Source organism: Promicromonospora sp. NPDC019610, assembly GCF_044389365.1.
Taxonomy (GTDB): Bacteria; Actinomycetota; Actinomycetes; order Actinomycetales; family Cellulomonadaceae; genus Promicromonospora.
Map to the genome: position 1 here is coordinate 1,327,642 of NZ_JBIRXX010000002.1, position 16,338 is coordinate 1,343,979.

A 16,338-nucleotide genomic window follows, 5' to 3' on the forward strand; every position below is an offset into this window, starting at 1 on the left:
GTGCGATGACCTCCGCACCCGCCGGCACCTTCCAGCCCCGTCCCACGCGCGCGGACGGGTCGCCCGTCCGGGTCCTCGTGGTCGACGACGAGCCCAACCTCACCGAGCTCCTCACGTCCGCGCTGCGCCTGGAGGGGATGGACGTCACCGCCGTCCTGGACGGCGCCTCGGCGCTCCGCGCGGTCCGCGATTCCGCCCCGGACATCGTGGTGCTCGACATCATGCTCCCCGACATGGACGGGCTCACGGTGCTGAGCCGGCTGCGCGAGCACGGCGAGCGCGTCCCGGTCCTGTTCCTCACGGCGCGCGACGCCGTCGAGGACCGGGTCAAGGGCCTCACCGCGGGCGGCGACGACTACGTGACCAAGCCGTTCAGCCTGGAGGAGGTGGTCGCCCGGCTGCGCGGGCTGCTGCGGCGGCGGGGTGCGGCGGCGCAGAGCGGCAACGGCGTGCTGTCCGTGGGCGACCTGGCGCTCGACGAGGACGCGCACGAGGTGTGGCGCGCGGGCGAGGAGATCCACCTGACGGCCACCGAGTTCGAGCTGCTGCGCTACCTCATGCGCAACGCGCGGCGCGTGCTGTCCAAGGCGCAGATCCTCGACCGGGTCTGGAACTACGACTTCGGCGGGCAGGCGAACATCGTCGAGCTGTACGTGTCCTACCTGCGCCGCAAGATCGACAAGGGGCGCGAGCCCATGATCCACACGCTGCGCGGCGTCGGGTACGTGCTGCGGCCCACCCAGGTCACGGACGAGGCGCGTGCCTGACGTCACCGCGCCCACCGCGCCCCGCCGGCCCACCGCGCTGCGGCGGCGCCTCGTGCTGGTGCTCGCCGCCGTCGTCCTCGTGGTCACGGTGGGCCTGGCCGTCGCGTCGACGGCGGTGCTGCGCTCCCAGCTCCTGAGCCAGCTCGACACCGAGCTGGAGCAGGCGAGCCAGCGGCTGACGCAAGGCCCCGTGCAGATCCAGCTCCGCGACACCGCCCCCGGCGACGACGCCACCGACCTCCAGCCGGGGGATCTCCCCGCCCTGCCGGTGCCCGCGCCGGGCGAGGCCTCCGGCACGACCACCCGGCCCGCGTTCCCGCCGGGCCTGGGCCCCGGCAGCGCCGTCGTGCGCTACGTGGACGGCGAGCCCGTGCTCGCCGACCACGTCACGACCTCGCTGGAGCGCGAGGCCCTCGACGACGACCAGATCGCCGAGCTCCTGGCCGTCCCCACCGACGGGCACCCGCACGACGTCCGGCTCGACGGCCTCGGCACCTTCCGCGCGGTGCACGTCACCACGGACGACGACCAGCCGCTGGTCGTGGCGACCAGCACCGCGACCGTCGACGCGACCGTGCACCGCTACGTGCTGGTCGAGGTGGCGCTCGGCGTCGCCGCGCTGCTGGCCGCCGTCGGCGTCGGCGCGTGGCTGGTGCGCCGCTCCCTGCGGCCGCTCGACGGCGTGGCGGACGCCGCGAGCCGCGTCTCCGAGCTCGAGCTCTCCCGCGGCGCGATCGACGCCATCCCCCGTGTGCCCGCGACCCTCACGGACGAGCGGACCGAGGTCGGGCAGGTCGGCGCCGCGCTGAACCGCATGCTCGAGAACGTCGAGCTGTCGCTCCAGGCCCGGCACGACTCGGAGACGCAGGTGCGCAGCTTCGTGGCGGACGCGAGCCACGAGCTGCGCACGCCCCTGGCGTCGATCCGCGGGTACGCCGAGCTCGTGCACCGCGCCCCCGAGGAGCTCCCGCCCACCGCGGCGCGGTCCCTGGACCGCATCGAGTCCGAGGCCGTGCGCATGACGGGGCTCGTCGAGGACCTGCTGCTCCTGGCCCGGCTCGACGCCGGGCGCGGGCTCGACCGCGCGCCCGTCGACCTGGCCGCGCTCGCCGTCGACGGCGTCATGGACGCCCACGCGGCCAGCCCCGGCCACGGCTGGAGGCTGGAGCTGCCGGGCGGTCAGGACGGCGGCGGTCCGGACGACGACGCGCACGGGTCGGACGAGCTGGTCGTCACCGGGGACGAGGCCAGCCTGCGCCAGGTCGTGGCCAACCTGCTCGCCAACGCGCGCACCCACACCCCGGTGGGCACGCAGGTGCGCGTGCGGCTCCTGCGCGACGGCGACGCCGTCGTCCTGCACGTCACCGACGACGGGCCCGGCATCCCCGCCGGGCTGCGCCCCTCGCTCTTCCACCGGTTCACGCGCGGCGACGTGGCACGCAACCGCAACGGCGGGTCGACCGGCCTGGGCCTCTCGATCGCGGACGCCATCGTGACCGAGCACGGCGGGAGCATCGCCGTCCGGTCGCGCACGGCCGACGAGGGCGTCGCCGACGAGGACACGGCGACCGGGACCACGTTCACGGTGCGGCTGCCGCGCGACCCCCGGTGACGGCCACGACCACCCTCCCGGTCTCGGGAACGCGCCCGCGGTGCTAAGAAGGAACGGTCGTGGTGGTCACCGGACGTCCGTGAGGAGCGCGTAGCGATGACGGAAGCAACCAGCAGGCCGGTCGTGGTGGGTGTGGACGGATCGGCGTCGAGCACGCAGGCCGTCCGGTGGGCCGGACAGGAGGCCGTCCGCCGTGGCGTGCCCCTCGTGCTCCTCAGCGTGTGGACACCGGTCCCCGCCGCCGTGCCCCACGCGCCGGCGCTCGGGTCCTACGAGGACGAGCTCGTCAAGGAGGGCCACCGCTGGCTGGAGGCCGCCGCCGCGGACGCCGAAGAGGCCGCCCCCGGCGTCCGCACGAAGCTGCTCCAGGCGACCGGCTCGGCGGCCGCGCGCCTGATCGGGCACTCGGCGTCGGCAGACCTGATGGTGCTCGGCTCGCGCGGGCTCGGCGGCTTCAGCGGACTGGTCATCGGGTCCACGGCGGTGGCGCTCGCGGCCCACGGGTACTGCCCGGTCGTGGTCGTGCGTGGCGAGCGGGCGGCCACGGCCGCCGCGGACGCGCCCGTGGTCGTCGGCGTGGACGGATCACCGGCCGGCCGGCCGGCGCTCTCCTTCGCCTTCGAGGCCGCCGACGCCCGCCACGCACCGCTGGTCGCCGTCCGCGCCTGGAGCGACCTGCCCGTACCGAACGGCTGGGAGCTGGAGCTGGGGCCGTGGCCGGTGATCGAGCAGCAGGAGGCCGAGCTGTTGGAGGCGTCCCTGGCCGAGGAACAGGCCCGGCACCCGGACGTGCACGTGGAGCAGGTGCTGGTCCGGGACGCCCCGAACCGGGCGCTGCTCGACGAGGCCGCGAAGGCCCAGCTCGTGGTGGTCGGATCCCGTGGCCGGGGCGGGTTCCGCGGCCTGCTGCTGGGCTCGACCAGCCAGGCCCTGATCTACCACTCGCCCTGCCCGGTAGCCGTGGTCCCGTCGCGCACCTGAGGCCGGGGTCCGGAGGTCAGCCGGCGGGCGTGCCGGCCTGGTCCGTCCGGTCGGCCAGGATCTGGTGCGTGAGCTGGTCCACCAGCTCGGTGACCTCCGGCTCGTCGCCGCCGGGCCACTGCTCGACGTACCGCCGCAGCCGCTCCCGCTCCGCCTCCCGGATCGCCTCCGCGACGACGTCGCCGGCGGGCAGCGCCCGGACCGTGTCGCCGTCGACCGTCACGAGCCCGCGGGTCGCCAGGGTGTCCGCGACGTCCCGCACCACGTCCTCGGCGCGCCCGGTCCGCTCGGCCATGAGCCGCACGGACCGGGTGCGCTTGAGCGAGACGCGGGTGAGCATCCACGCCTGGCCGGGCGTCAGGCCGACGTCCTGCGCCACGAGGTCGTAGACGCGCAGCGGGTCCCGCTTGCCGACGCGGCGCCACAGGATCAGGCGCAGCTCCTCCAGCGAGGTGCGCGACGACGGGAGCGCGAACGTGGCGCCCGTCGCGTGGCCGGCCTCGTCGTCGCCGCCCCGCGTGGCCGTGCGCAGCTCCACCTCGGGCAGCAGCCACGTGAGGAGGAACGCGAGCGCCGCGACGGGCACCGCCCCCAGGAAGACGACGTGCAGCGCGCTCGTGTACGCGTCGAGGAACCAGGTCTGCACGTCGGGCGGGCACTGCGCGAGCGCCTGCGTGGACGCCGTGAGCGCCGCGGGTCCGCAGACACCCTGGGCGGCGTCCGGCACGGAGGTCGCGGCCTCGGCCGCGAGCCGGTTGGCGAAGATCGTGCCGAACACGGCGACGCCCACCGACGAGCCGATGGTGCGGAAGTACGTGGTGCCGGACGTGGCGGTGCCCAGGTCGCGGTAGCTCACGGCGTTCTGCACCGCGATGACGAGCACCTGGGTGACCATGCCGAGCCCGGCGCCGAACACGAACATGCTCAGGCCCGCCTCGAGCGTGGTGGTGCCCTGGTCCATGAGCGAGAGCAGGTACAGCCCCACGGCCGTGACGGCCGTGCCGGCGATCGGGAAGACCTTGTAGCGCCCGGTGCGGGAGATGAGCTGGCCGGACCCGATGGACGTGATGAGCAGCCCGAGCATCATCGGGGTCATCTCCAGGCCGGACTCGGTGGGCGTGGAGCCTTTGACCGTCTGGAGGTACAGGGGGATGAAGGTGATGGCGCCGAACATCGCGAAGCCGACCGCGAACCCGATGACCGCGGAGACGGAGAACACCCGGTTGCGGAACAGGTGCAGCGGCAGCACGGGCTCGGGCGCGCGCCGCTCGACGGCGATGAACGCGACCAGCCCACCGGCCGCGAGCGCGATCATGGCGTAGACGGGGGCGGAGCTCCACTCCCAGGTGGTGCCGCCCAGGCTGGTGACCAGCACGACCGCCGTCGAGATCGCGGCGAGCAGGATGATGCCCGCGTAGTCGATGCGGGGCCGTGTGTCCGTGATGATGCGGGGCAGCACCGAGGCGACGACGACCAGCGCGATGATCCCGACGGGGATGTTGACGTAGAAGACCCAGCGCCAGTCGAGGTTGTCGACGAAGAACCCGCCGAGCAGCGGGCCGGCGACCGAGGAGACGCCGAAGACCGCGCCGAACAGCCCCTGGTAGCGGCCCCGGTCCCGCGGCGGCACGACGTCGCCGATGATCGCCTGGGACAGCACCATGAGCCCGCCGCCGCCCACGCCCTGCACGGCGCGCCAGGCGATGAGCTGGCCCATCGTCTGCGACGTGCCGGACAGGATCGACCCGACCAGGAAGATCAGGATGCAGGCGATGAAGAGGGTCTTGCGGCCGAACAGGTCACCGAGCTTGCCCCACAGCACCGTGGTGGCGGTGCTGGCCAGCATGTAGGACGTCACGACCCAGGACAGGTGCTCGGCGCCGCCGAGGTCGGAGACGATCGTGGGCAGCGCGGTGGCGACGATCGTCTGGTCGAGGGCGGCGAGCAGCATCGCGAGCATGAGGCCGGCGAAGATGGCCCAGACCCTGGCCTGCGGCAGCGTCTGCGGTTCCGCCGCTGCGCTCGGTGCGGTCATGCGGTGCCTCCCGGGTCCGGTGGACGGCGAGGCCCGCGTGCCGCGTGCGTGTGCCCCCCGAGGCAGACTGTCACGGCCCGCGCGGGTCGGCGCGGGGAGGGCGCCGGCGGTGCGGCGTCCCTCCCCGCGCCAGGCTCGGTCGGTGCCGGCCCGGTCAGTCCTGGAGGGCGGACCGGAGCGTCGCGGACGCCTGGGTGACGGCGGCGCGGGCGGCGTGCGTGTCGTGCAGGGCGTTGAGCATGACGAAGTCGTGGATGACGCCGCCGTACCGGACGCTGGTCACCTCGACGCCGGCCCGGCGGAGCTTGGCGGCGTAGGCCTCGCCCTCGTCGCGCAGCACGTCGGCCTCCGCGGTGATGACCAGAGCGGGCGGCAGCCCGGCGAGCTGCTCCTCGGTGGCACGCAGCGGCGAGACGGTGATCAGGTCCCGCTCCTGCGGGTCGGTCGTGTACTGGTCCCAGAACCAGCGCATGCCCTCCAGCGTGAGGAAGTACCCGGTGGCGAACTCGCGGTACGAGCCGGTGTCGAACGCGGCGTCGGTCACCGGGTAGAACAGCACCTGCTGCCGGAACGTGACGTCGCCGCGCTCCTTGGCGAGCAGGGTGAGGGCGGCGGACATGTTGCCGCCCACGGAGTCGCCGGCCACGGCCAGGCGGCTGCCGTCCAGCCCCTGGTCGGCACCCTCCTTGGTGACCCACTGCGCGACGGCGTAGGCCTGCTCGACGGCGACGGGGTAGCGCACCTCGGGCGACCGGTCGTACTCGGGGAAGACGACGGCGGCCTGCGCGCCGATCGCGAGGTCCCGCACGAGGCGGTCGTGCGTGTGCGCGTCGCCGAACACCCAGCCGGCGCCGTGCACGTAGAGCACCACGGGCAGGGGGCCCTGCGCGCCCGCGGGCCGGACGACCCGCACCGGCACGGTGCCGGTGGGCCCGCCCTCGACGGTGACCCACACGTCGTCGACCTCGGGCTTGAAGATCTCGCTCGACTGCACGTCGTCGACGGCCTTGCGGCCCTCCTCGGGCGCGAGCTGGTACAGGTACGGCGGGTTGTCGGTGGCCTCGGCGAACGCCTGGGCGGCGGGCTCCAGGGACAGGTTGTGGGGGTTGGCGGTCATGGTGGTTCCTTCGTTCCGGGGGTGGTGCTGGTGTGCTGGGGCGGGCGGTGCCGTCAGGCGGTCTGGCCCGCGGCCCGCGCGATGAGGGCGGCGACCTCGGCGGGGTGGGTGAGCATCACGAGGTGCGGTGCGTCGAGCTCGACGCTCTCGCGCACGCCGGCGCGCTCGTAGCCGAAGCGCTCGACGTCGGGGTTGATCGTGTGGTCCGCGGCCGCGACGATCCCCCACGACGGCTTGGTCCGCCAGGCGGCGATCGGCGCCGCCTCGCCGAAGGCCACGGCCGACAGCGGGCGCTGCGACACGGCGAGGACCGTCGCGACGTCGTCCGGCACCCCGGCGGCGAAGACCGCGGGGAACGCGTCGACGGCCACGGACACGTCGGTGCCCGGCTCGCCGCCGTCGACCGGGTACGGCGTGTAGACGAGATGGGCCGCGAGGTCGGAGTCGGGGAAGCCGCCCTGCAGCTCGCCCAGGCTCTCGCCCTCGGCGAGCGCGTAGCCCGCCACGTAGACCAGGCCGACGACGTTCTCGGCCGCGCCGGCCACCGTGATCACCGCGCCGCCGTAGGAGTGGCCGGCGAGGAGCACGGGGCCGTCGATCGCCTCGACGACGGACCGCACGTACGCGGCGTCGCCGGTCAGCGAGCGGTTCAGCACGGGCGGGACGACGACCCGGAAGCCCTGGTCGAGCAGCGCGCGCGTGACCGGGGTCCAGCTGCCGGCGTCGGCGAACGCGCCGTGCACCAGCACGACGGTGGGAGTGGATGACATGGAGGTTCCTTTCCGCGGGACGACCGCGGGAGCACGGCCGCCACGATGAGACACTTCGATCCAAGGCCGTCACCGGTGACTGCGTCCACGAAGGAAGCACGCAGGAATGGGGAGAGATGACCGACGCGCTGGGCCCGCTGCTCCGCCGGTTCCGGCACGAGGCCGACCTGACGCTCGAACGGCTCGCGGAGCTCTCCGGGGTGAGCGACCGCACGATCAGCGACATCGAGCGCGGCGCCAGCCTGGGTCCGCAGCGGCGCACCGTGGACCTCGTGGCGGACGGCCTGGGCCTGGCGCCCGCCGACCGTGCCGCGCTGCTGGCGGCCGCCCGCGCGGGCCGGCACCGGCCCCCGGCCGGCGTCGTCGCCCCGCTGCCGCTCCCCCGCGCCGTCGCCGACCTCGTCGGCCGGGACGCCGAGCTGTCCGCGATCGGCGCGCACGTCACGTCGGGCACCGGCGACGCGCCGTCGCCGCTCGTGGTGCTGTCCGGACCCGCGGTGCTCGGCAAGACGTCGCTCGCGGTGCGCGCCGCCGGTGACGTGCGCGACCGGTTCGACTCCGTCCGGTTCATCGACCTGGGCGGGTTCGGCGGGCGCCCGCTCGACCCGCTCGTGGTGCTGCGCCGCCTGATCCAGGCGTGCGAGCCCGCCGTACGGTCGGTGCCGCCCGGCTTGGACGACGCCGCCGCGCTCTGGCGCTCCCTCCTTGACAGCCGGCGGGTCCTGGTGGTCCTCGACGACGCCGCCGGCGAGGAGCAGGTGCGCCCGGCCCTGCCCGCCACCGGGCCCTCCGCGGTGATCGTCACGGCCCGCCGTCCGCTGGCGGGGCTGGACGCGTCCCTGCGCGTGGAGCTCGACCGGCTCGCGCACGACGACGCCGTGACGCTCCTGCGCCGCATCATCCCCGCCGCGCAGGCGCCCGAGGCCGACCTGCACCGGCTCGCCGACCTCTGCGACGGCTGCCCGCTGGCCCTGCGCATCGCCGGCAACCGCGTGGCGAGCCATCGCGCCTGGACCGCGGGCCGGCTGGCGGACCGGCTGGTGTCCGAGGACCACCGCCTCGACGGGTTCCGCGCGGGCGACCTCGAGCTGCGCAAGGCGTTCGCGATGTCCTACGACCAGCTCTCCGACGCCGCGCGCACCCTGTTCCGGCGCCTCGGCGTCCTGACGGGGCCCACGTTCACCGCCGAGCTCGGCGCGGTCCTGGCCGACTCCGGCCGGCACCCGGCCGTGGACCTGCTCGACGAGCTCGTGGACCTCGGCCTGCTGGAGGCCGCCACCCACGACCGGTACCACCTGCACGACCTGCTGCGGATCTACGCGCGGGACCGGCTCCGCCAGGACGAGGGCCCGCACGCGGAGGCCGGGCACGCGGCGCGCCTGCGGCACTGGATCCTGACGACCACCGTCGACGCCGGCCTCTGGTTCGAGCCCGCCCGCGGGCACGGGCCGGACCGGCCCGGGCTGGCCGACCTGTCGACCCGCGCGGCCGCGAGCGCCTGGCTGCACGACGAGGCGGACCACTGGTTCCACGCGCTGCGCGCCGCGGCGGCCGACAAGGAGGACGCCCTGGTGGTCCGGGTGGCCGAGTCGCTGCACTGGTTCTCCGACCTGTGGGCGCAGTGGGGCCAGTGGCACCAGGTCTACGACCTCGCCGTCCAGGCAGCGGAGCGCCTCGCCGACGACGACCTGCTGGCCACCCAGCTCGGGTACCTGAGCTGGGCCGAGCTCTACACCCGGGACGACCCGGCGCGCGGCCTGGGGCACGCCCGGCGCGCCCGGGACGTCGCACGGCGCGCGGGCAACCGCGCCCAGGAGGGCTGGGCCCTGTACTACACGGGCTGGTGCGAGCTGCTGCTCGGCTCCCCCGGCGACGTCGTGCGTGACGCGCAGGAGGCCCGCCGGTGCTTCGCCGAGGCCGACGAGGCGGCCGGACTGCTCCAGACGCACCGCATGCTCGCCGAGGCGTTCACGCTGCTCGGGCGGCGTGCGGACGCCATCGGCGCCGACCGGGCCGCGATCGACCTGCTCGACCGGCAGCCGGACCGGTTCCCCCGGGACATCGCGCTGACCACGCGGGTCGCCGCGGCGTCCGCGATCGTCAAGAACCTCGTCGAGCTCGGCGACGGCACGGGCGCGCTCGCGGCCGCGGACGCCGCCGCAGCCGCCGTCGACGAGCTCGACGTGCCCGCCCACCGCGCCATGTACCTGCGCGCGCGGGCCCTGGCGCTCGCCGCGTCCGGGCGGAGGGCCGAGGCGGCCGCCGCGCTGGAGCGTGTCGTGGAGATCCGCGAGGCGCTGGGCGACCGCCGTCGGGCCGACGCGGCGCGGGAGCAGCTCGCCGGGCTCAGCTGATCCGCACCGCCGCCCGGCACCCGGGTTCCTCCCTGCGGGACATGGCGTCGACGGCGGCGTCCGCGACCGGGAGCAGGTGCGCGTCCACCCAGGTCTCGCCCGCCGTGGTGCCGATCCAGGGGTCCTCCAGCACCACCGCCCCGGGCACCGCCGCGTGGCACGGCACCCGGTGCGGCACGTCGAACCCGGGCATCGCGGTCAGGGAGACGAGGAGCAGCGCCCGCTCGCCGTCCGCCAGGGCGGCCCGGAGGCCGGGCAGGGTGAGGTGGCGGCCGTCGACCGGGAGGCCGGCCGCGACCGCCCCCTCGCGGGGGACCTCCCGGAGCAGGGCGCGCCGGTCCCGGTCGCCCTCCGGGTAGGCGTCGTACTCCGGATCGGTCCACTCGTTCAGAACGGTGGCACCCCCGGCGCGGACGGCTCGATGGCATCCGCTGCCGGTCCGGCCGTGCCGTAGGCACGAGGCAAGCGGCGCCCGGTGAGAGCACGCAGGGTCGAGTCCTGGCTGGTACCCGGGTCGGCCCGGTCCAGGTCGACCCGGGTGTCCAGGATCGTGGGCGGCCGTGCGTGCGTGCTGCCCGCGGGTGTGGTCCACGTGGTGATCCCGGTGACCGCGTCGCGTTCGACACCCCAGCCGGCATGGGTCTTGAGCAGGTGATGCCGGCGGCAGAGCGCGTGCAGGTTCGAGGCGTTCGTCTGTCCAGGCTGGTTCTTGCCCGCAGCCCCGGCCCGCTCTCTCCACTCGTGGTCGAAGGGTTCGATGTGGTCCAGGTCGCACGTCGTCGCCGGGGTGTCGCACCCGACGAACGTGCAGGTCCCGTCCCTGGCCTCCACCGCCGACCGAAGCACCTTGCCCGGCGTGTACGCCTGGGACGAGTAGTCGACCAGAACTCCCGTCACCGGGTCGGTCACCAGTCGCTGCCAGGTCGCGTCCTGGGCGATCAGCCGCGCCGTCTCCGCCGGGATCGGACCGAACCCATCAAGCTCACCCGGGGCATCATCCAGACCCAGGAGCGCGCTCGCCGGAACCGTGACACGAACGACCGGACGCGTGGGCGTCACCCGCACCACCGTCTCCTGCGCCTCAGGCTCGCGACCGCCGCAGCCACAGACCGGAGTGGCGCCGTCGGCGCTCATGTTCGTGTCGGTTGTCGACGTCGTCGGGGTCACATTCGCCTCCGTGCTTCCCCCGGCCTGGGTGTTGACCGTGAAGCGGTCCCCCGGCAGCAGCCGACCCGTCACGATGCCGGTCAGACAGTCCGCACGAAGCTGACCCAACGTCCGCTCCTCACCCGCGGTGTACCGCAGCTGGTGCGCCAGATCGTCCACCACACCCCACACCGCCGCAGCATCCACCGCAGGCAGATACGCCGACACCCAGCCCATGTCGTTGTCCGACCGATCGATCTGGACGTTGCGGTGCTCGGCCGCGGCCCTCGCGGTCTCCTCCGCGCCGTGCCGCGCCTTCGCGAACGCCAACAGCTTGTTCCGCAACCACCGCCACGTCCGGTACGGGGCCTGCGGCAGATACCGAGTGATCGCCTCGCCCCGCTCGGCCACCGTCAGGTCGGCCGCCGACCGCAGCAGCGTGTGCGCCTTACGCACATCGATCCGCCCCTGGACCAGCGCCGCGATCACCGTCGGATGCTCCGCACCCGACTCCGCGCGCACCACCACCTCCGGCCCCTCAGCCTGAGTGATCACCAGTTCGGCAGTCACCTGCCCGACCAACGAGCTGTGCGCCAACGGACTCGTCTCCCGCGCGGCCCGCTCCGCAACTGCCAGCGCCTGTACACCCGCCGCCCACGACTGCAGGCGCGCGCAGGCGCTCATCAGATCGGCCAGAGCATCGTCGGACAACTCCGCCAGAGCATCCCCCGGCTGCTCGGCAGAGGCATCGCCGGGCTGCTCGGCAGAGGCATCGCCGGGCTGCTCGGCCAGCACATCACCGGACAGACCCACAAGCCGTCCGGAACCGTCTCCGATCGCGGCACACCCCGCCGGGAGTGCACCAGCGGATCCGCCGTCCTCACCGTCACTCGACGCGGCTCCGATTCCCGTGCTCGCCGCGACGACCCATGCCAGCTCAGCACCGGGCGCACCCCCGAGTGCCCGCCGCAGCGATTCATCCGGCCACAAGGCGGCCCGGCCGCCCGACGCCGCGCTGCCAGACACCCAACCGTCAGGCACCCAACCGTCAGGCACCCAACCGTCAGACGCCAAACCGTCAGACGCCCGGCCGTACGAGTCCCGCCCGTCTGGGATGTCCGGAACGCGCCGATGGCCACCGTCTCCGAACAGGGCGTCGCCCTCGGCAAACAAGCCGGCGAGCCACGCGTCGTCGGGCATGGTGCCGGCTGCCGGATCGTCGTCGGCCGCCATGGGCAGAGCAAGCCCGCCGGGCGGGATCGCCCTGGGGTCGCCATCCGGCCCGACCGGGACACCCTCCCGCGTGAGCATCCCGCCGGGCTTGCGGTCCTTCAGGGATGTCGCCCAGCCCCCACCGCCGCCTGTCTCCTGCTTGCCCATGCTGACACCTCCCCCAAACCTGGACGCAGCCAAACATTACCCACGTACACCATTGCAGCGGACATTTGTTCGATCCTATGCTCGGCCACTGACATGCGCTCGTTCTTCTGCCCGCCGCGTAAACGGGCTCGGCCCGGATGCGGATGGTCAGGGTTGACCGCTCCAATATGACGCAGCGCACCAGAGGGCGGCGCAGTCCGGCGAAGGAGGTCCGATGGAATCACGGCCGCAGATCGTGTGCCTGTGCGGCTCGGCCCGGTTCGTCCAGGAGCTTCGCGCGGCGAACCGTGACCTCACCCTGGCCGGGGCGATCGTCCTCGCCCCCGCTGAGCTCGGGCACCCCGACGACCGGACCACCGGCGACCGGACCCCCAACTACCGAACCACCAACGACCAGACCACCGGCGACCAGCTCACCGACGAACAAAAGACTGCGCTCGGCGCACTGCACCTCGCCAAGATCGACCTCGCCGACCGCGTCGTGGTGGTCAACCCGGGCGGCTACACCGGGGAGTCCACGCGCCGCGAGATCAGCTACGCGCACCGGACCGGAAAGCCGGTCGAGTACACACACCCGCCCGACCCCGCCGTCACCCCATGACCCACGGCTCACGCCCCGGAGCGCTGCCGCCACCGCCACACCACCTTGCGCAGCTCGTCGAACCACAGCACCGACGACGCCATCCCGACCGCCACCGCCCAGTGCGCGAGGTCGAGCCCAGAGGTACCGAACGCCACCTGCAGGAACGGCACCTCGACGACGGCCACCTGGAGCAGCACCCCGAGCACGATCGCGCCCCAGAGCCACCGGTTCACGAACATGCGGTGGAACGCGCTCGTGGTCTCGGAGCGGGAGTTGAGCACGTTGAAGAGCTGGGCCAGGACCAGGGTGGTGAACCCGGCGGTGCGGGCGACGGTGAGGTCGTCGCTCCCCTCGACCAGGCCGCCGGGCAGGAAGATGTCGATGGTCAGCAGGGTGGCCACGCCCATGACGAGCCCGATGCTCAGCACGCCGGTCCACATGCGGCCGTCGATGATCCGCTCGTCCGGGCCGCGCGGCGGCCGGGCCATCACGTCGTCGGTCTCCGGGTCCACACCCATGGCGAGCGCCGGCCCGGAGTCGGTGACGAGGTTGATCCACAGGATCTGGGTCGCCAGCAGCGGCACGACCACGGCCTCGCCCCCGGCGGCCCCCTCCAGGCCGACCACCCCGGCCAGCACCACGCCGAGCAGCACGGTGCACACCTCGCCCATGTTCGAGGAGAGCAGGTAGCGCAGGAACTTCTTGATGTTGTCGAAGATGATCCGGCCCTGACGCACGGCCGCGACGATCGTGGCGAAGTTGTCGTCGCCGAGGATCATCTTGGCCGACTCCTTGGTCACCTCCGTCCCGGTGATGCCCATGGCCACGCCGATGTCGGCGGTCTTCAGCGCGGGCGCGTCGTTCACGCCGTCGCCCGTCATCGCCACCACGTGCCCGTCGGCCTGGAGCGCGTCCACGATCTGCAGCTTGTTCTGCGGGGCCACGCGCGCGTAGACCGAGACGCCGCGCGTGGTCTCGCGCAGCCCGGCGGCGTCCAGGCGGTCCAGCTCGGTGCCGGTGACGGCGCGGGCGCCGGGCTCCACGATGCCCAGGTCGGTCGCGATCCGGGTGGCCGTGACCGGGTGGTCGCCGGTGATCATCATGACGCGGACGCCGGCCCGGCGGGCCTCGGCGACCGCGGCGGCGACCTCGGGCCGGGGCGGGTCGATGATGCCGACCACGCCGAGGTAGACCAGGTCGGACTCGTGCTCCTCCAGCCCCTCGGGCCCGGTGTCCTCGGGGACCCGCCGGTAGGCGACGCCGAGCGTGCGGTACGCCTGCCGGCTCAGGCGCTCGACGGCGGCGAGCGCCGCGGCCCGCCGGTCGTCGTCGAGCGGGACGGTCTCGTCGCCGACCTGGAGGTCGGTGCAGCGCGGCAGGAGCACGTCGGGCGCGCCCTTGGTGACGAGCGCCCACGCGCCGTCGCCGGGCGGGTCCACGAGCGCGGACATGAGCTTGCGCTCGGACGTGAACGGCACCTCGCCGCGCCGTTCGAACCCGGCGACGCGGTCCACGGTGCCGGCGAGCTTGTGCGCGGCCACGAGAAAGGCGGCCTCGGTGGGGTCGCCCTGGACGGTCCACCCGCCGTCGGCCTCGACGAGCTGGGCGTCGTTGGCGAGGGAGCCGCCCCCGAGCACCATGACCGCCTCGCGGGTGAGCCGCTCGTCGGTCAGGGGCCCGGCGTCGCCGTCACCGTCGCCGTCCCCGGCAACGCCCCCGCGAGCCAGTGCCTCCCCCTCGGGCCGGTAGCCGACGCCGGTCAGCATGACCTCGCCCGACGCCGTGACGACCCGCTGGATGGTCATCTCGTTCTTGGTCAGGGTGCCGGTCTTGTCCGACGCGATGACGGACGCCGAGCCGAGCGTCTCGGCGGAGTGCAGCTTCTTGACGACGGCGTTGCGCCGCGCCATGGCCTGCACGCCGACGGCGAGGACGACGGAGAGGATCGCTGGCAGGCCCTCGGGCACGGCGGCCACGGCGAGCGAGACGCCGAGGAGCAGCACGGTCACGAGGTCGGCCGGGGTGCGCACCTCGTTGACGACGGCCGCGAGGACCATCACGACCACGGCGATACCGATCACCGTGAGGCCGAGCACGCGGCTGACGTGCGCGATCTCGCGCTGCAGCGGGGTGACCTCCTCCTCGGTCGAGTCGAGCAGCCGCGCGATGTCGCCCATCTGGGTGCTCATGCCGGTGGCCACGACGACGGCGCGCCCCACGCCCTGGGCCACGGCGGTGCCCTTGTAGACCATGTCGAACCGGTCGCCGAGCGGCGCCGGGGCCGCGAGCGCGGCGGCGTCCTTGAGCACCGCCTCGCTCTCGCCCGTCAGGGAGGACTCCTGGACCCGCAGGGCGGTCGCGCTCAGCAGGCGGGCGTCCGCGCCGACGGCGTCCCCCTCGGCCAGGACGAGCACGTCGCCGCGCACCAGCTCGGCCGACCGCACGGTGACGCGGCGCCCGTCGCGCAGCACCGTGGACATCGCCTCGGTCATGGTCCGCAGGGCTGCGACGGCGCTCTCGGCCTTGCTCTCCTGGACGAGGCCGAGCACCGCGTTGAGCACGACGATCGCGGCGATCACGACGGCGTCGACGGGCACGCCGTGCGCGTCCTCGACCCACCAGACGGCCAGCGAGATGGCCACGGCGACGAGCAGCAGCGCCACGAGCGGGTCCTGGAACTGGTCCAGCACCTTGCGCCACAGCGGCACGGGCGGCCGCGAGCGCAGCTCGTTGGGGCCGTCGGCGGCCAGGCGGCGGGCGGCCTCGGCCGCGGTCAGGCCGGTGGCGGGGTCGACGCCGAGGTCGGCGGCGACGTCCTCGGCCTCCCGGACCGACGGGTCCGGGGCGGGCATCGGGACGGACGGCGGCGGGACGCGCTGCTGCGAGGTGGCCACAGTCGATCATGCATCGAGGGCGCCTCGTGCGCGCGGCTCAGCACGGCGGTACGCGACGTCGGGCAGCACGCGCTGGCACCGTACGGATGTGCGTCACGCGCCCGCGGACGGGGACGCGGGTGGGGACGCGGGTGGGGACGCGCCCGGGAACCAGCCGTGCACCACGCTGCGCCACGCGTCGCGGAAGGACCGGCCGATGCGCCACTCGTGCCAGGTCAGCGCCAGGATCAGGGCGTCGAGCAGCACCAGCGCCGCGACGCCGATGCCGGGGCTCAGCACCAGCTGGGCGAGCTGCACGGCCAGCAGCACGCTCAGCGCGCCGACGGCCCACGGGTACACCCGGCGGGACCCCGCCAGGAGCGCGGCGACGATCGCCACCTTGACCACGCCGTGCAGCAGCAAGAACAGGCCGCCCGCGACGGCGGCGCCGTGGTCGAGCCCGGTCGCCTCGTTCAGGAGCAGGTGGGCCACGAGGTCGTGCGGGTCCTCCCGCAGCTCCTCCGCGACGGCGGCCCGGGTCAGCGCGACGATCCGGTCCTGGTGCAGCACCAGCAGCGCGGTCCCGGCCACGAGCTCTACCAGGCCGTCCAGACCCTTGACCAGGACGCCCAGCACGAAGGCGGTCTCGACCACCAGCCGACGCCGCACCGGTTCCATGGGTCATCACTCTGGTACCCGGGACCGCACATGACAACGGGC

Annotated in this window: 12 protein-coding genes; 5 read left to right on the plus strand and 7 right to left on the minus strand. The window is 74.2% G+C overall.

Annotation, left to right across the window (positions count from 1 at the left end):
* Positions 1 to 5 precede the first annotated feature (5 nt).
* From ACH45N_RS17580 to ACH45N_RS17590, 3 genes are all read left to right on the plus strand, one after another.
* Entirely contained in the window at positions 6 to 767 is a 762-nt protein-coding gene (locus ACH45N_RS17580) for a response regulator transcription factor (RefSeq protein ID WP_397396147.1), read from the plus strand.
* A complete protein-coding gene (locus tag ACH45N_RS17585; RefSeq protein ID WP_397396149.1) occupies positions 760 to 2,379 on the plus strand; it encodes a sensor histidine kinase in 1,620 nt (539 codons plus the stop codon). The genes ACH45N_RS17580 and ACH45N_RS17585 overlap by 8 nt, the downstream gene beginning before the upstream one ends.
* A 96-nt stretch (positions 2,380 to 2,475) precedes the next feature.
* Positions 2,476 to 3,360, plus strand: a complete 885-nt coding sequence (locus ACH45N_RS17590; RefSeq protein WP_397396151.1) for a universal stress protein — start codon at positions 2,476 to 2,478, stop codon at positions 3,358 to 3,360.
* A gap of 16 nt (positions 3,361 to 3,376) precedes the next feature.
* Here ACH45N_RS17590 and ACH45N_RS17595 read toward each other — a convergent pair whose 3' ends face one another.
* From ACH45N_RS17595 to ACH45N_RS17605, 3 genes are all read right to left on the minus strand, one after another.
* Complete coding sequence (locus ACH45N_RS17595) at positions 3,377 to 5,395, minus strand: MDR family MFS transporter (RefSeq protein WP_397396153.1); 2,019 nt, start codon at positions 5,393 to 5,395, stop codon at positions 3,377 to 3,379.
* 154 nt (positions 5,396 to 5,549) lie between these two features.
* A complete protein-coding gene (locus tag ACH45N_RS17600; RefSeq protein ID WP_397396155.1) occupies positions 5,550 to 6,512 on the minus strand; it encodes an alpha/beta hydrolase in 963 nt (320 codons plus the stop codon).
* A 53-nt stretch (positions 6,513 to 6,565) separates the two neighbouring features.
* Entirely contained in the window at positions 6,566 to 7,282 is a 717-nt protein-coding gene (locus tag ACH45N_RS17605) for an alpha/beta fold hydrolase (RefSeq protein ID WP_397396157.1), read from the minus strand.
* Between the two features lie 116 nt (positions 7,283 to 7,398).
* Between ACH45N_RS17605 and ACH45N_RS17610 the strand changes: the two genes are divergently transcribed.
* Positions 7,399 to 9,636, plus strand: a complete 2,238-nt coding sequence (locus ACH45N_RS17610; protein WP_397396159.1) for a helix-turn-helix domain-containing protein — start codon at positions 7,399 to 7,401, stop codon at positions 9,634 to 9,636.
* Here the strand turns inward: ACH45N_RS17610 and ACH45N_RS17615 are convergent.
* Entirely contained in the window at positions 9,629 to 10,027 is a 399-nt protein-coding gene (locus ACH45N_RS17615; RefSeq protein ID WP_397397493.1) for a peptidase C39 family protein, read from the minus strand. The two genes, ACH45N_RS17610 and ACH45N_RS17615, sit on opposite strands and share 8 nt — an antisense overlap.
* A complete protein-coding gene (locus ACH45N_RS17620; RefSeq protein ID WP_397396161.1) occupies positions 10,024 to 12,162 on the minus strand; it encodes an HNH endonuclease in 2,139 nt (712 codons plus the stop codon). The genes ACH45N_RS17615 and ACH45N_RS17620 overlap by 4 nt, the downstream gene beginning before the upstream one ends.
* A gap of 214 nt (positions 12,163 to 12,376) precedes the next feature.
* On the opposite strand from ACH45N_RS17620, the gene ACH45N_RS17625 reads away from it, so the two are divergent.
* Complete coding sequence (locus ACH45N_RS17625) at positions 12,377 to 12,763, plus strand: hypothetical protein (RefSeq protein WP_397396163.1); 387 nt, start codon at positions 12,377 to 12,379, stop codon at positions 12,761 to 12,763.
* An 8-nt stretch (positions 12,764 to 12,771) separates the two neighbouring features.
* Here ACH45N_RS17625 and ACH45N_RS17630 read toward each other — a convergent pair whose 3' ends face one another.
* Together ACH45N_RS17630 and ACH45N_RS17635 are read right to left on the minus strand one after the other, a co-directional pair.
* Positions 12,772 to 15,597 carry a cation-translocating P-type ATPase gene (locus ACH45N_RS17630; protein WP_397397495.1) on the minus strand — a complete coding sequence of 942 codons (2,826 nt, stop codon included), beginning with the start codon at positions 15,595 to 15,597 and terminating at the stop codon, positions 12,772 to 12,774.
* A gap of 135 nt (positions 15,598 to 15,732) precedes the next feature.
* The gene (locus tag ACH45N_RS17635) at positions 15,733 to 16,296 is read right to left on the minus strand and encodes a DUF2127 domain-containing protein (protein ID WP_397396165.1); all 564 of its coding nucleotides are present in this window, start codon (positions 16,294 to 16,296) and stop codon (positions 15,733 to 15,735) included.
* Between the last annotated feature and the right edge of the window lie 42 nt (positions 16,297 to 16,338).

Coding starts and splice junctions, on each gene's coding strand:
- ACH45N_RS17610 (WP_397396159.1), top strand. CDS start 7,399: ATGACCGACGCGCTGGGCCCGCTGCTCCGCCGGTTCCGGCACGAGGCC.
- ACH45N_RS17600 (WP_397396155.1), bottom strand. CDS start 6,512: ATGACCGCCAACCCCCACAACCTGTCCCTGGAGCCCGCCGCCCAGGCG.
- ACH45N_RS17620 (WP_397396161.1), bottom strand. CDS start 12,162: ATGGGCAAGCAGGAGACAGGCGGCGGTGGGGGCTGGGCGACATCCCTG.
- ACH45N_RS17605 (WP_397396157.1), bottom strand. CDS start 7,282: ATGTCATCCACTCCCACCGTCGTGCTGGTGCACGGCGCGTTCGCCGAC.
- ACH45N_RS17590 (WP_397396151.1), top strand. CDS start 2,476: ATGACGGAAGCAACCAGCAGGCCGGTCGTGGTGGGTGTGGACGGATCG.
- ACH45N_RS17625 (WP_397396163.1), top strand. CDS start 12,377: ATGGAATCACGGCCGCAGATCGTGTGCCTGTGCGGCTCGGCCCGGTTC.
- ACH45N_RS17635 (WP_397396165.1), bottom strand. CDS start 16,296: ATGGAACCGGTGCGGCGTCGGCTGGTGGTCGAGACCGCCTTCGTGCTG.
- ACH45N_RS17580 (WP_397396147.1), top strand. CDS start 6: ATGACCTCCGCACCCGCCGGCACCTTCCAGCCCCGTCCCACGCGCGCG.
- ACH45N_RS17630 (WP_397397495.1), bottom strand. CDS start 15,597: ATGCCCGCCCCGGACCCGTCGGTCCGGGAGGCCGAGGACGTCGCCGCC.
- ACH45N_RS17595 (WP_397396153.1), bottom strand. CDS start 5,395: ATGACCGCACCGAGCGCAGCGGCGGAACCGCAGACGCTGCCGCAGGCC.